At 62.8% G+C, this 14,469-nt stretch carries 17 protein-coding genes and 1 pseudogene; 14 read left to right on the top strand and 4 right to left on the bottom strand.

All coding sequences use genetic code 11. The features are described from left to right. The first annotated feature begins 23 nt into the window (after positions 1-23). Positions 24-1,067 (top strand): lysylphosphatidylglycerol synthase domain-containing protein, encoded by a 1,044-nt coding sequence (locus tag AB4Y40_RS24555; RefSeq protein ID WP_368690169.1) that lies wholly within the window; start codon positions 24-26, stop codon positions 1,065-1,067. A gap of 71 nt (positions 1,068-1,138) precedes the next feature. Here the strand turns inward: AB4Y40_RS24555 and AB4Y40_RS24560 are convergent, their stop codons facing one another. Continuing rightward, positions 1,139-1,360, bottom strand: coding sequence for a dodecin family protein (locus AB4Y40_RS24560; RefSeq protein ID WP_368690012.1), 222 nt, complete (start codon positions 1,358-1,360; stop codon positions 1,139-1,141). A gap of 275 nt (positions 1,361-1,635) precedes the next feature. Here AB4Y40_RS24560 and AB4Y40_RS24565 point away from each other — a divergent pair, with 275 nt between their 5' ends. From AB4Y40_RS24565 to AB4Y40_RS24610, 10 genes and pseudogenes are all read left to right on the top strand, one after another. Further along, positions 1,636-3,150, top strand: a complete 1,515-nt coding sequence (locus AB4Y40_RS24565) for an ATPase domain-containing protein (RefSeq protein ID WP_368690170.1) — start codon at positions 1,636-1,638, stop codon at positions 3,148-3,150. Then, complete coding sequence (locus AB4Y40_RS24570) at positions 3,137-5,206, top strand: ATP-binding protein (RefSeq protein ID WP_368690013.1); 2,070 nt, start codon at positions 3,137-3,139, stop codon at positions 5,204-5,206. Before AB4Y40_RS24565 ends, AB4Y40_RS24570 begins: the two co-directional genes overlap by 14 nt. A 208-nt stretch (positions 5,207-5,414) precedes the next feature. Continuing rightward, positions 5,415-5,588, top strand: coding sequence for a hypothetical protein (locus AB4Y40_RS24575; RefSeq protein ID WP_368690014.1), 174 nt, complete (start codon positions 5,415-5,417; stop codon positions 5,586-5,588). A 50-nt stretch (positions 5,589-5,638) separates the two neighbouring features. Further along, complete coding sequence (locus AB4Y40_RS24580; protein ID WP_368690015.1) at positions 5,639-6,808, top strand: MFS transporter; 1,170 nt, start codon at positions 5,639-5,641, stop codon at positions 6,806-6,808. A 174-nt stretch (positions 6,809-6,982) separates the two neighbouring features. After that, entirely contained in the window at positions 6,983-7,870 is an 888-nt protein-coding gene (locus AB4Y40_RS24585) for a hypothetical protein (protein WP_368690016.1), read from the top strand. A 148-nt stretch (positions 7,871-8,018) separates the two neighbouring features. Next, positions 8,019-8,591 (top strand): TetR/AcrR family transcriptional regulator, encoded by a 573-nt coding sequence (locus AB4Y40_RS24590; protein ID WP_368690017.1) that lies wholly within the window; start codon positions 8,019-8,021, stop codon positions 8,589-8,591. A 75-nt stretch (positions 8,592-8,666) separates the two neighbouring features. After that, entirely contained in the window at positions 8,667-9,548 is an 882-nt protein-coding gene (locus AB4Y40_RS24595; RefSeq protein WP_368690018.1) for an NAD(P)H-binding protein, read from the top strand. A 44-nt stretch (positions 9,549-9,592) separates the two neighbouring features. Continuing rightward, positions 9,593-9,826, top strand: a pseudogene (locus AB4Y40_RS24600) (SDR family NAD(P)-dependent oxidoreductase); the annotation flags it as partial. A gap of 224 nt (positions 9,827-10,050) precedes the next feature. Next, a complete protein-coding gene (locus AB4Y40_RS24605) occupies positions 10,051-10,887 on the top strand; it encodes a hypothetical protein (RefSeq protein WP_368690019.1) in 837 nt (278 codons plus the stop codon). A 32-nt stretch (positions 10,888-10,919) separates the two neighbouring features. After that, entirely contained in the window at positions 10,920-11,306 is a 387-nt protein-coding gene (locus AB4Y40_RS24610; RefSeq protein WP_368690020.1) for a porin, read from the top strand. Between the two features lie 12 nt (positions 11,307-11,318). On the opposite strand, the gene AB4Y40_RS24615 is transcribed toward AB4Y40_RS24610, so the two are convergent. Further along, on the bottom strand, positions 11,319-11,825 hold the full coding sequence (locus AB4Y40_RS24615) for an SET domain-containing protein (RefSeq protein ID WP_368690021.1): 507 nt from the start codon (positions 11,823-11,825) through the stop codon (positions 11,319-11,321). Positions 11,826-12,072: 247 nt separating this feature from the next. On the opposite strand from AB4Y40_RS24615, the gene AB4Y40_RS24620 reads away from it, so the two are divergent. From AB4Y40_RS24620 to AB4Y40_RS24630, 3 genes are all read left to right on the top strand, one after another. Then, positions 12,073-12,528 (top strand): MarR family winged helix-turn-helix transcriptional regulator, encoded by a 456-nt coding sequence (locus AB4Y40_RS24620; protein ID WP_368690022.1) that lies wholly within the window; start codon positions 12,073-12,075, stop codon positions 12,526-12,528. A 263-nt stretch (positions 12,529-12,791) separates the two neighbouring features. Then, the gene (locus tag AB4Y40_RS24625) at positions 12,792-12,998 is read left to right on the top strand and encodes a hypothetical protein (RefSeq protein WP_368690023.1); all 207 of its coding nucleotides are present in this window, start codon (positions 12,792-12,794) and stop codon (positions 12,996-12,998) included. 134 nt (positions 12,999-13,132) lie between these two features. Then, on the top strand, positions 13,133-13,447 hold the full coding sequence (locus tag AB4Y40_RS24630) for a hypothetical protein (protein WP_368690024.1): 315 nt from the start codon (positions 13,133-13,135) through the stop codon (positions 13,445-13,447). 3 nt (positions 13,448-13,450) lie between these two features. Here the strand turns inward: AB4Y40_RS24630 and AB4Y40_RS24635 are convergent, their stop codons facing one another. Both AB4Y40_RS24635 and AB4Y40_RS24640 read right to left on the bottom strand, forming a co-directional pair. Beyond that, the gene (locus AB4Y40_RS24635; RefSeq protein ID WP_368690025.1) at positions 13,451-13,864 is read right to left on the bottom strand and encodes a VOC family protein; all 414 of its coding nucleotides are present in this window, start codon (positions 13,862-13,864) and stop codon (positions 13,451-13,453) included. 27 nt (positions 13,865-13,891) lie between these two features. Next, positions 13,892-14,425, bottom strand: coding sequence for a helix-turn-helix transcriptional regulator (locus AB4Y40_RS24640; protein WP_368690171.1), 534 nt, complete (start codon positions 14,423-14,425; stop codon positions 13,892-13,894). Positions 14,426-14,469: the final 44 nt, after the last annotated feature.

The following is a 14,469-nucleotide window of genomic DNA, read 5'->3' on the forward strand; positions in this document are numbered from 1 at the left end:
GTGGCAGGCAATACAGCGGCCTTATGAAATATCTCGCCCGAATCGCGGCACTTGCAGGCCTCGCCATCGCGGTCTGGCTCGTCTGGCACGCCGATGCGCGAGCGGTGCTCGGTTTGATGCGCGCTGCCGGCGCAGGGCTCGCACTCGCGGGGATGATCCATGTTTTGCCGATGCTCGCCAATGCAAGGAACTGGCAAATGTTGATGCGCGGTGCGAGACGTCCAACGCTGTTGGGCGTCCTGAGCCTCGTCTGGATTCGGGAGTCCGTGAACGGGACGTTGCCCGTTGCGCGCGTCGGCGGTGAAGTCGTGACGTTCCGCATGATGTGCAAATGGGGCATGCAGCCGGCCCCGGCAATGGCGAGCCTCGTCGTCGATCTTCAGCTAACGCTGATCAGCGAGATGCTCTTTGCCATTGCGGCCATCGGCTATCTGATCGCACATGCGGGCTCCAGCGCGTTGCACCTTGCAGCGAGACTCGGAGGAGGTATCGCCATTCTTGCAGTCCTGCTCCTCGCGTTTTTGTTCGTGCAGCGCATGAGTCCGCTCGCTCGCCTGACGAAACTATTCAATCGCATCACGAGCGGCAAGTTCCGCTCGCTCGTCGGCGAGTCGGTGCGCATCGATCAGTCGATCAGCGATCTCTGGCGTCAGCGTGGCATGATCATTCGTTATCTGCTCATCTGGCAGTCACTTCAATGCATCGCAACCGCGCTGGAGTTCTGGCTCGCGCTCTATTTTCTCGGAGCGAAAGGAAGCTTTCTGCAGGCAATCGTACTCGAGTCGCTCATCCAGGCGCTCAGTAGTGTCGCGTTCTTTGTGCCTGGCGGACTCGGCGTTCAGGAGGGGGGATTCTTGCTGATCGGCACGGTACTCGGTTTCAATCCGCAGACTTGCCTCGCACTTGCGGGTGCGCGAAGGTTTCGTGACGTCATCGTCTTTGTGCCCGGGCTCGTCGCATGGCAAGTCGCGGAATGGCGCGACAAGCGACGCGCGCCGGCCGGTTCCGCAACAGGCGGCGAAACAGCGAACTCCGGCGCCAGCGCTTCCGATCGTGAAGCGCAGTAGAGGGACCAAAGCGCGCGCCACTTCCCCATTGCTTCACGGCGCCCGGGGCGCAATCGTGGCCTGCGATCTTCTCAGGTCTCGTATTTGAAGGACACGGATACCCGGGTCCGATATTCAACGACCTTGCCGTTTTCGATCTTGATGTCGAGTTTGCAGACTTCGGCGATTCGCAGGTCGCGCAACGACGCGGCTGCGGTTTCCACTGCATTTTTTGCGGCTTCCTCCCAGGAAGTCGTGCTCGTGCCGATGATTTCCGTCACCTTATAGACGCTGGAATCCGTGCTTTTGGTCATGGTCTTTCTCCGTGTTGAGATGGGCGATGGACCGCCACGCGCATTCCGCGTGCCTCGCAGATACGCTGGCAGACACGCTCCATGGCCGCCGCACGGAAACCCGGCGCTCGCTTCGCGATCTCCTCCGGCAGCTTCCATCGGGCGGAGGAAGGAGGGCGGGCATGCGTTTTGCGCACGTAGCGCGCCGCATTCATTGCATCGAGACGGATTCAGTGAGCCAGGCCGCCCGCGATGCGGGAATATCGCGTCAAACACCGAGCAGTCAGGAGCGCCTGATGGACGATGAGACCAAAGCCAAGCCGATTGTGCGCACTGGCGTTCCCGGGTTGGACGACGTCCTGGCGGGAGGGCTGACTCAGGGAAATCTTTTCCTTCTCGAAGGGAGCCCCGGCACCGGGAAAACGACCATCGCGCTGCGGTTTCTCCTTGAAGGTGTCGAGGCGGGCGATCAGGGCCTTTACATCACGCTGTCCGAAACGGAGCGGGAATTGCGCGACGGCGCCGCGTCGCATGGCTGGCAGCTGGGCGATCGCGTCGCCGTGTTCGAAGTGGTGCCCCCGGAGAGCCTGCTCGATGCGGATCAGCAACAGAGTCTGCTGTATTCGTCCGATCTCGAGCTCGGCGAGACGACCCGCCTGATCTTTGACGCCTTCGAACGAGTTCGGCCCAGGCGGGTCGTCCTCGACAGCCTGTCGGAAATCCGTCTGCTCGCGCAGAGCTCGCTGCGTTACCGCCGCCAGGTGCTCGCCATCAAGCATTACTTCTCGCGGCAGGGAGCGACCGTCCTCTTGCTCGACGACCTGACTGCGGATGCCGCAGACAAAACCGTACACAGCGTCGCCCACGGCGTCATCAAGCTCGAAGAACTTGCCCCTGACTATGGAGCCGAGCGGCGCAGGTTGAGGATTTCCAAGTACCGGGGGCAGGCGTTCCGTGGTGGCTATCACGACTTCACCATCAAACGCGGCGGTGTTGCCGTGTTTCCCCGACTCGTTGCCGCGGAACATCGCGTCAGGTTTGCACGCGAGCAAATGACGAGCGGCGTGGCGGAACTCGATGCGCTTCTCTGCGGCGGCATCGAACAGGGCTCGAGCACTTTGGTGCTAGGACCGGCGGGCACTGGCAAAAGCATTTTTGTGCTTCAGTTCATTTCGGCGGCGGTCGCCCGGGGCGAGAAGGCGGCGCTGTTCGCCTTCGACGAAGAACTTGGACTGCTCTTTGACCGGACCCGCGCGTTGGGTTTCGACCTTGAAGCGATGCGCGACGCCGGACGGCTGTATGTGGAGCAGGTCGATGCCGCGGAACTCTCGCCTGGCGAGTTCGCCCAGCGCGTACGCGCTTGCGTCGATCACTCCGGGGCCAAAACGGTGGCCATCGACAGCCTCAACGGTTACCAGGCCGCCATGCCGCAGGAGAACGCGCTCGTCCTGCATATCCACGAATTGCTGCAATACCTCAACAGGCAAGGCGCGACGACTTTCCTGACGGTAGCGCAGCATGGGCTCGTTGGCGACATGAAGGCGCCCGTCGACGTCACGTACCTTGCCGACACGGTCATCCTGCTGCGGTATTTCGAGGCGCTGGGAAGCGTGCGACGTGCGGTGTCGATCATCAAGAAGCGCACCGGTCGTCACGAGGAGACGATCCGGGAATTTCGCATTGGGCGATTCGGTCTGAACGTCGGGGCACCGCTCGACAGCTTCCAGGGCATCCTGCGCGGTGTACCCACGTTCGTGGGTCACACAGGGCCGCTCATGCCGACGGGCGCCGCTGGCAATGAAAGCACCTGATTTCAGTCGCTGTCCCGCACTGGTTTTTACACCGGTTGGGCGAGACGCTGTCGTTGCCACGGCTCTCCTGAAGGAGGCAGGCGCGCTGGCGTGCGTATGTGGCGATTTCGAGCAATTCGTCGCAAAGCTCGGTGAGGGAATTTGTTGCGCGATCGTGACCGACGAGGGGCTGCGAGGTGCCGACCTCAAGCCACTCGAAAACTGGGTTTCGGCGCAGCCCACATGGTCGGACTTTCCGTTCATCATCCTTACGCAGCGGGGGGGCGCGCCGGATCGGGACCCCGAACTGGCCCGACTCGCGGCGACGCTGGGAAACGCGACGTTCATCGAGCGCCCGTTTCATCCGCGGACGTTCATCAGCGCGGTTGGCACAGCGCTGCGTGGCCGGGCGCGGCAATTCGAAGCCCGTCTGCGTATCGATGAATTGCGCGAAAGCGAGGCGCGCCTGCATACCGCACTCACGGCAGGGAAACTGGGCTCATGGGAGCTGGACCTGTCGACATTTGCACTCGTGGCCTCGCCTGCGTGTCACGCGATTTTCGGGCTTGCGTCAGGCGAGCCTTTCACGTACACCGATCTCATTGCCGGCATCAGCCGCGATGACAGGCCCCGCATAACCGACGCAATCAATCGCAGCCTCGCGACCGGCTGCGATTTCGCACTCGAACTCTGTACGATCTGGCCAGACGGGACGGTGCATTGGGCGGACATGCGCGCGCGGCTGGTTCGAGACGGCACTCGAAAGATCGCGCGGCTCGTCGGAGTAACATCCGATATCACCCTGCGCAAGGCGGCGGAAGACAGCCTGCAGCGGGTCAACGACATGCTCGAGGCAAGGGTCGCCCAGCGCACTGCGGAGCTTGAGCGTACCCACCAGCTCGTGCTGGACGAGATCCGGCAGCGCGAGCGCGCGGAAGAGTTGCTGCGCCAGGTTCAGAAGATGGAAATGATCGGGCAGTTGACGGGCGGGGTTGCCCACGATTTCAACAACTTGCTGATGGCCATCATGGCCAATCTCGAACTGCTGCGCAAACAGCCGCGGGACGCCATTCGAGCAACGCGACTGATCGACGGCGCGCTTAGGGGAGCACAGCGTGGCGCCGCGCTTACGCAGCGCCTTCTGGCCTTCGCGCGGCAGCAGGATCTCAAGGTCGAGCCGACCCACCTCCCCACCGTGGTTCGTGGCATGACCGATCTCCTGGAACGGTCGATAGGGCCGCGCGTGGCGCTGGAGCTGAGTTTGCCGGAGGACATTCCGCTTACCCTTGCCGATGGGAATCAGGTCGAACTCGCGCTCCTGAACCTGGTGGTCAACGCCCGCGACGCGATGCCGGAGGGCGGGGCGTTGTCGATAGCGGTCGATGACATACACACGTGTTGCGACAACGGACTGCCTGCGGGCGATTACGTACGCATCATCGTCACTGATACCGGGAAAGGCATGGATCCGGACACCCTCGCGAAAGCAACCGAGCCGTTCTTTACAACGAAAGAGCTCGGCAAGGGGACGGGGTTGGGTCTCTCAATGATTCACGGACTCGCGCTGCAACTGAACGGCGCCCTGCGCCTCGAGAGCGAGGCAGGACGAGGGACGCGGGTAGAGTTATGGCTGCCCGTTACCTCGCGACGCGTCACACCCGATGACCTGCAGCACGATGCGCAGCCGGAGGGCAGCGCAATCGATCCGATCCAGGCGAGCATTCTTCTCGTCGATGACGATGCCCTGATCGCGACGAGCACTGCGTACCTCCTTCAGGATATGGGACATGAGGTGATCGAAGCCGACTCGGGCGCAGGCGCACTCGAGATCCTGAAGGCGGGGCGCAAGATCGACCTCCTGCTCACCGACTATTCGATGCCGCGGATGACGGGACTTGAGCTGGCGCTGGCCGCACGCGAGTTGCGCCCGACACTCCCTGTGATCCTGGCCACTGGCTACGCAGAGCTTCCGCAGGGAGCCGACGTCGAAATCCAGAGACTTCGTAAACCGTATCAGCAACACCAGCTTGTCGCGGAAATAGCGAGGGCCCTTACCAAGGCCAGGGCCATCGGGTAGTGGTCCGTCGCGCCGTTTTCTATCCCCCTCTTCAATGCCGGTGGTTTCACCGCCAGCCTCGCCACTGTCCGAAAGCCGCGCTCAAGGTTCGGTCGTGTCAGTGCGGCCGTCGAGCCTTAGGCGCCCCTAAACGAGCGACGCTGCGGCCGCGCGGAATGTCGCTTGCGCTCGAACCCATCGAGAGCTGAGGAGCTTATCGAGGGACGACATGGAAAAAGCGCAAAACACGTCGCGGCGTAGCGAAACTACACATTTTGACCCGGGAGCCGAGGCATCTCCCTTGCCACTGTGGCAGTACGCGAAGGAAAGCAAGGTGCCCGGCACGAAATCGATACCGCTTCGCGCGGTGGCCATCGACACGGCCATCCGCGATGGCGCCTGAAGGCTCGCACAGTGGCCGCGCGTACATGGCAGGGCAGGCTGAACCGGCGCATGTCGCTCATCACGGCGGCGGTGCTGCTCGGCGTGATCTACGCGGGGAGCACCATGGTCACGCCGCTCTATCCGCTTTATCAACGCAGCTTCGGCCTTTCCGAACTGACGGTCACGCTCGTCTACGCCACTTACGTGACCGGCAATCTCGTAGCGCTGTTCGCGTTTGGGCGCGTCTCCGATCAGGCAGGGCGGCGCGCCGTCAGCCTCATCGTGCTCGCCGTGGCGATCGTGAGTGCGCTGGTGTTCCTGTTCGCCGTGCACCCCGTCATGCTCTTTCTCGGGCGCGCACTTAGCGGGCTCGCCATCGGTGTTGGCGCAGCGAGCGCAACGGCATGGATCGCGGAGCTGTACGCCGCCGACGACAAGGCGAGTGCGAGCCGGCTCGCTGCGGCCGTCAATCTCGCGGGCCTCGCGGTCGGCGTGCTGATCGCGGGCCTCCTTGCACAGTTCGCGCCGTGGCCGTTGCGCCTGCCCTTCATCGTTTATCTGGCCGTGCTCGTGGTAACGGCAGCATCGACGGCGCTCGCCTGCGAAACGGTCGAATCGCCCACGCATTCGACCGCGCAGCTTTCGCTCAAGCCACGTGTCGGGGTGCCACGCGATCTGCGCTTCGCTTTCGTGGCGCCCGCCGTGACGGCTTTCGCTACCTTCGCGCTACTGGGGTTCTACGCTGCACTGCTGCCCAATCTGCTCGCCGGGAGCATGCGCATACACAGTCCTGCGCTGAGCGGCGCGGTGGTTGCCGAACTCTTCCTGGCCGGGGCGCTTACGGTCATCGCGACGCCCATGCTTGCGGCGCGGACCGCGATGTCGGCGGGGCTATGGTTTTTACCGCCCAGCCTCGCGATCCTCCTGTGGGCGCAGATTGACGGCTCGCTCGCCTGGCTGCTGGCGGCGACGGCGCTTTGCGGTGTTGCGAGCGCGTGGGGATTTCGCGGTAGTCTCCAGGAGATCAACCGCATCGCTCCCCAGGACAAGCGCGCGGAATTGCTATCGGCCTATCTGTTGTGCTGCTACACCGGAAACTCGGTGCCTGCAGTCGGCGTTGCGCTGCTTGCGAGCGCGGTTGGCCATCTGTGGGCCAATGTGGTGTTCGCAGTCTTCTGTGCCGCGCTCGCGTGCGTCGCACTCGCGGTCGGCGCACGAGTGGCGCGCCGGGCGGCATGAGAGGAGCGGGTGCGAATCAATCGCCGCGGAGGCATGATCCGTGCGCAGAATCCAGAAGACACAACACTTGTGGACGAGATCCACCTAACTCAAGGCACGCTCATGCCCCGTCTCCTTGAACCAGAGATGACCCGGTCTCCCCGATGTTCAGTCACCGGGTGGCTACGCGGTACGGTGTGTATTCTCATCCTCGCCGCATGGTACCCGTCATCCATCGTGCAGGCGGCTCAAACGGTCGACAATGCCACCAGCTTGCGCGCCACCTACGAGAGCCTGAAACCACAACTCGACCAGAACGCATTTCATCGGAGGCTGTACCTCGATTCCCGCGAGTCCTCATCCACGGTCGCAGGCGAAATCTACGCTGTGATGGACTACCCGTTCGCGAAGGTCAGCCGTATCCTCGATGACCCGTCGCACGGCCCAAAGAACTGGTGCGACATACTGATCCTGCATCCCAATGTAAAGTACTGCCATGTTGCGCATAGCAGCAACGCAGAAACGCTGACTGTCAACGTCAGCCAGGACCAGGTGCCCGAAGAGAAGCTCGCTTCCACTTACCGCCTTCAATTCGAATACGATCCGGCGATGACCAGCCCGGGATATTTCCGGATAAACCTCCACGCCGCGAGCGGACCGCTGGACACCCGCGATTACCAGATCGTTCTGGAAGCGGTGTCTCTCAGAAGTGATCGCACGTTTCTGCACTTGACCTACGCATACAGCTACGGCGTATTCGGGCGTCTCGCCATGAAGGGCTATCTGGCAACTTTCGGTCGCGGCAAGGTCGGATTCACCAATATCGCGGGTCCGTCCGCGACAGAGCCGAAATACGCCGATGGGGTGCGCGGCCTCGTCGAACGCAATACCATGCGTTATTACCTGGCTATCGATGCCTTTATCGGCGAACCGTCCAGCCTGCCCGATACGCGCCTGGAGCAACGCCTGAATGAGTGGTTCAGCGCCAGCGAGCAATATCCGCGACAACTGCACGAAATCGACCGGCAGCATTACATCGATATGAAACAGGCAGAGTGCCGGCGCTTGCAGACAAGCCAGTAGGTCGTGATGCGGTCGTCTCGGACATGAGTGATGCCGAATCGGGTTTCCGGCTGCCCCGCGACGCCCGAACACCCCAAACTCACCTTGACTTCCATTTAGATGACGACTACCATCTAAACAACATCGAATCACGGAGCGGGGTCGCATCATGAGGAAGTCGAAAGTCGAAACGGCGCAGACGCGGGAGCGCATCGTGGAAGTCGCCGCTGAAGCATTCAGGGCGAATGGCATCCACGCAACGGGACTCGCCGACGTGATGGCCGCCGCCGGGCTTTCGCATGGCGGCTTTTACCGCCATTTCGAGTCGAAGGACCAGCTGGTTGCCGAGGCGTGCGAAGCGGGGCTGGCCGGCATCGTCGAAAACCTCGTCGCCGCTGCGGATGGGGCCACGGGCGAGGACGCGTTCCGGGCGGTCGTGGACGCGTACATGTCCACCGGTCATCGCGACGCGCGCGCGAACGGTTGCCCGCTTGCCGGCATGGGCAGCGAGCTGGCGCGCGCGGACGACGCGACGCGCGCGGCGGCGTCGCGCGGGTTCGATGCGCTCGTCGACATGCTGGCGGCGCGCATGGCGTCACCGGAGGAAGAGGCGGACCGCTCGCAGGCCGCTTTCGCGCTCGCGGCCATGATCGGCGCGCTGACCATGGCGCGCATCATCCCCGATCCGGACGCTTCCGCGTCACTGCTGGAAGACGTCAGGCAACACATCGAAACGATCTGAACGAAAACTGTCGCCAGAGACTGGCGATTTATTTCGGGTACAAATGTGCATATGCACTTTAACGGAGAGCTCATCATGCAACAGCGTAAATTCCTGATTACCGGCGCTACGGGAAAAACCGGCGTGCACGTGGTCAATAACCTGCTCGAAGCCGGACACGCGGTTCGCGCGATGGTCCGTACGGAAGACGCGCGCAGTGCCGCGCTGCGGGCCGCCGGCGCCGAAGTGGTGGTGGGCGATCTGCTCGATCACGACGACCTGATCCGCGCCACCTCGGGCGTGACGGGCGCGTATCTCTGCTATCCCGTTCGGCCCGGGTTCATTCAGGGCACCGCGTATTTCGCGGACGCCGCGCGCCGCGCCAGTCTCGAAGTCGTCGTGGAAATGTCGCAGATTTCCGCGCGCGAGAATGCGAAGAGCCACGCCGCGCGCGATCACTGGATTGCCGAGCGCGTGCTCGACTGGTCGGGGGTGCCGACCATTCATGTTCGCCCGACCTTCTTTTCCGAATGGCTGATCTTCCCGTGGGTGCGCGACACCATCGTCCAGCAAGGACAGATCGCGCTGCCTTACGGCGCGGGTCGCCACGCGCCGATCACCGCCGTTGACCAGGCCCGCTTCATCGCCACGGTGCTCGCGCAACCCTCGGGCCATATTGGCAAGCGCTACGAGCTTTGCGGGCCGGTCGAACTCGACCACCAGGGCATTGCCGACGAGATCGGCAAGGTCACCGACCGGAAGATCGCTTATCGCCCCGGTACACTCGATGAATATCGCGCGCATTTGCAGAAGTACGACCTTCCCGAGTTTATGATCCAGCACTTCATCGAAGTCGCTGTCGACTATCAGAACGGCGTGTTCAAGGGGACCGATAGCATCATCGAGCAAGTGACCGGCAAGGCGCCGCAGACGGTCGAGGCGTTCGTTCGCGAGCACCGCGAGCTCTTCCGGGCCTGATTCAAACGAACACTTTGCATGATCAATTTCATTGGAGATTCAAAATGAAAATCAGGAATTCCGTCGTGTTTGTAACCGGTGCAAGCCGTGGCCTCGGTCTGGCCTTTGCACGCGAGGCCCTGGCCCGCGGGGCCGCGAAGGTCTACGCTGGGGTGCGCAACCCGGAAGGCTTTAACGAACCCGGCATCGTTCCGGTCAAGATCGACGTGACGGATCCGGCCTCAGTTACGGCTGCCGCGAAGATCGCCTCGGACGTGACACTGCTCGTGAACAACGCGAATGTTTGAATTCGTGTGGCCGCACTCAGGATGAGTCGTCCCTCCGATGCTTTCGCTGTGTGGCATTGCCCACACAACCCGCATTTACGGTCTTGAGCGTCGTGTCAAAACCGCTGATTGTTGAAGAGAGGGCTCCCGCCACGCGAATGTCACGAACATGCTTCGAAGAGCAGCCGGCTGTGCAGTCTCTCGTTTCTTTGAAGCGCAAGCACGCGGAGCCGCACATGTTCAACAGCACCGTACTTGAAGTCGGCATTGGCCTGGTGTTCTGCTATTTCGCGGTGAGCCTTGCCGTCAGCACCGTGACCGAGCTCTTCGCGTCGCTTTTGCAGTTGCGCGCGAAGTGTCTGCTATCCGGCGTCAAGCAGATTTTGAACGACCCACAGTTCAACGGCATGGCGCGCGACCTCTACAACCACGCACTCGTGAGCCCGCGCGACTCCGGTGACGCGACGAATGCGAGCGACCTGAAGTACAAGCCCTCCTATATTCCGTCGAAGGACTTTGCCCTGGCGATGATCGATATCCTTCGGCGCGCCCCCGGTGCCGACCAGAACATCGGCCAGTCGATTGCCACCATCCAGAACCAGCAGTTGAGGGAGGTGTTGCAGGCGATGTTCCGGCACGCCAACCAGGATGTCGGCCAGTTTTCCGACGCGCTCGGCAAGTGGTTCGACAACGGGATGGACAGGCTTTCCGGCACCTACAAGCGCTGGTCGCAGTTCATTTCATTTGCCGTGGCGCTTGTCATCGTGATTGCACTGAACATCGATACGGTTTTTCTGTTCAGGATTCTATGGATGCATCCCTCGCTCGCGGGTGCGCTGCACGGGAACGCGTCTGCCGATGCGGTCTCGCTGATGAACCAGTTGCCGATCGGCTGGCAAAGGGACGGCGCCTACGCGGACGGCGTGGCCTGGATGATCGTCGGCTGGCTGCTCACGGCGAGCGCGACGTTGTTCGGCGCGCCGTTCTGGTTCGACCTGCTGCAAAACGTGACGAACCTGCGTGGAACCGGGCCGTCCACCGACGATGCCGCACGCAAAGCGGCTTCGAACTGAGATACGTTACCCGCCATGCGCGCTTCGGCTTCGTGTGGACCCGCACGCAACTGGGCGGCCTCGACACGATCAACGGCGCGGACAGCCTCGGCCTCGTGCAGAACCGGCAGGGCGCGAGCTTCAGCAACTACGAGGTGAACGCGAGCTACCTGTTCACGCCGCAATTCAGCCTGAACGGCGCGTACACCTACACGCAGGGCGCGCTCTCGAGTTCAGGCGGCGAGCATCACCCGCGCTGGCGCGAGGTGTCGGTGCAGGCCGACTATTTCCTCTCGAAGCGCACCGACGTCTATGCGCAGGCGAGCTACCCGCACATCAGCGCGGATGGATCGGGTCTGGGTGCGGATATCAGCGGGCAGTCGCCGTCGTCGACGAATCAGCAGACGGTTGTCGCGATCGGCATGCGGCACCGGTTCTAGGCGGCGTGCAGCCTAAAACAGGCTGACTACGCTGACGATGCTGCTCACGCCGGTGTCATCGATAACACTGGCGCTGACACCGGCGCCGGCGAGCATCGTCCCACGGCACGCCGGCGCCCCGCAGCGGCAGATGTATTCGCGCACGCTGTCTTCGCAGGCGTCGTCGGGCAGTTCGAGCGCGTAGTCGATGAACAGCTCTTCGCCCGGCAGGATGTCGCGGCACGCGTCGATGAATACGTGACCGTTGATTTCGATGGTTTCGCAGTTCGCCTGGCACGCGTGATTGAGCCAGCGCGCCCAGTTGCCGCCCTGGCCGCCGTCGATCACGCGGCCATCGGAAAGACCGAACAGAAACGTATGCGCGCCGTCTTCACGCAGACGATAACGCCGGGCCGCGCTGCGCCAGCTCATGATCTTGCCTTTGTATTCGAAGATGCGCTCGCCGGCCCGCAGGGGACGCAACGCATAGACGCCTTTTCCGTGCACCGGCGACTGCCGGACAGTCATTCGTTTGCTCATGGCCATCTTCGCGCGTTGAACGCGTGCAGTATAAGCGGCCACGATGAATGCGAGTGATGAAAATGAATATGGCCATCGACGCTGCGTATCGCGCCTTCGCACACTGCGTGCACCGTATTGAAGCGGACGGCGCCCGACTCACTGCTTGCGCCTTGTGTGCGCCCCACAGTTGACCTTGCGGGCAGGATCAGGGCAACATACCCGGGTTTCTTTCGCGGGTTTCCGGATCCAATTCTCGAGTGGACATATGGCAAGCACGAATGAGCCAGGCGCAGACGCCTCGCTGACCTATCGGCTGAAAGCACTGACCAAGATCGCCGACCGCATGAGCAGCGAGATGTCGCGCGACAAGCTGGGGGTGCCGTATCCGGAGGCGAGCATCATCGCCGCGATCGGCACGTTCGGTCCGCAAACCGTGATGGACATCTCGCGGCGCGCCAACCTCGACAAGAGTCAGGCCAGCCGCACGGTCGAGGCCATGCTCTCGAAGGAGATCCTCGCGCGCACGGGCAACGACAAGGACGGACGCAGCGTCATCATTTCGCTCACCGCCGAAGGCCGCAAGATATTCAGGAAGATCGGCCCGACCCTGGACAAGCGCGAAAGCGACCTCTACCACGGGCTGAACGAGGCCGAGCGTGTCGCGCTGCGCTTCCTGCTCGACAAGATCCTCGCGTCACACGGCTGGGACGCCACGCCCTGACCGCTTCCCGGTTCGCGCCTGAATATCTGGTACGCGAACGTCATTGAATTGTCATCAAATTGCCACCACGAAGCGCAGCGCCGCTTCGTGGCGGGCCAGTCGTTAACGCTCAGTGGCGCCCAAGCCTAAAAGAATGGCATTTGAAGCGAAAAGCGCTTCATTGGATTGGCGTATCGTCCGCTCACATCGAAAAGCATGCGGGTTGTGCCGTGCAGACGGTCGGCCGCCGCATGCGGATCTCATTTCTTTGGAGCGGGACTGACATGAAAGACATCATCGCCGAAAGCCAGCAGACGGGCACCGAGGATCGCGCACCGAATGCCGTGCCGCGCAGCGGCGCGGATCGCACAAGCCGCGGCGCCACTGCGCGTTCGCCTTCGAACTGGGCGTGGGCGACGCCGACCAGCCAGTACGACTGGATGGACGGCCACGCGCCGTTCGCTACGCTCGACCAGCGCAAATGTCAATGATCTGAAGAAGGATGCGTTCAATCAGGCGCTCGCGCGCGACAGGATGTCGCCTGCGAGCGGGCTATTTCGGCACTATAGTTGACTTGTCATGTAACTGGAAGTCAGCGGCAGGCAGCGCTGAAATGGAGGCAACGATGTTCAGGAACATTAGCGAAACGTATCTGGACCTGGTGGGCGACCGCACGCGCGTGCAGACCGCGCGAGTCACGCAGACGCTATTCATGAAGGACCGGCTGGGCAGCCAGCTTCTGGTGATCACCCAGCAGGGCAAGCCGCAGGCCGTGTTCCCGGCGACGGATCGCAATCTCGAGGTAATTTTTTCTGCGGGCCTGCGTATTCACGAATACGTCATGCTCGACGGCGAGATCGACTATCAGGAAATCGCCGAAAGCCGCGACCATTTCGAAGACGCGGCCGAAGGCATCGCCTTCGAAGCCGCGCATGCCTAGCCGCTATGCCTGCTTCGGCGCCTGGATCATCTTCCAGCCGTTGCCGGCAGGATCGCGAAAGCCCGCGTCGACGCTGCCGTAGCGGTCGACCGGCTCCTGGGTGAATTCCACGCCCAGACCCTTCAGGCGCTCGTAGCTCGCGCGGCAGTCCGCCACGGCGAGCACGAGGGGCGGCATGGCGCCCTTGGCGACCATGGCGCGCAGCGTTTGCGCGGTGGCCTCATCGTGAACGGGCGGCCCGGGCAGGAACAGCCCGAGCTGGAACGATGGCTGCTCCGGGTGCTGGACCGTGAGCCAGCGGTACGCGCCATTGCGCACGTCGGTATGCACACGGAATCCGAGTTTGTCGACGTAGAACTTGAGTGCCTCGTCCTGGTCGTCGACGTACAGGCCCACCACATTGATACCCTGATTCATAACACCTCCCTGGTTAGTGATCGCACTTCAGGGCCGCACTTTAGCCTTGCCCGCACGCCGCCGCTTCTCCAAAACTGCTGTGGTGAGGTCGGGGCGCTGCGCGGCTTTCAGCACGCAGGCGGGCACCCGGTCGATCTCGGGCAGGTTGGCCCGCGCCTGAACGCGCATGGCGCTGGGGCTCGAGCCGGCCACGTCGCGAAACGTGCGGCCAAAGGTGCCGAGACTCTCCCAGCCGGTGGCGAAAGCGATATCCGTGATGTCGAGATCGGTGTCGCGCAGCAGGGTGGTGGCCTGCTCGATGCGCCGCGTGAGCAGGTAGCGATGCGGCGGGAGCCCGAAGGCGCGCTTGAAGGAGCGCGCGAAATGCGCTTCGGATACGCCGCTGACCTCGGCCAGGCGCTTGACGGGCCACGCCTCGTGAGAGGCGGCGTCCATGCGGTCTTTCGCGCGCAACAGGCGGCGCAGCAGGGCCGGGTCCAGCAGGGGTTCGGCGTCGGGCGGTTCAGGATGCGCGTCGGTGAGCGAGGGCGCATCGGCGTGGAGGGCTGCGCTGGCTGGCATGCATTCGTCTGGAGTGGGCGGCATGCCGGTAGTGTAGGCCCAAC

The organism is Paraburkholderia sp. EG287B (genome assembly GCF_040965595.1).
Classification (GTDB): domain Bacteria; phylum Pseudomonadota; class Gammaproteobacteria; order Burkholderiales; family Burkholderiaceae; genus Paraburkholderia.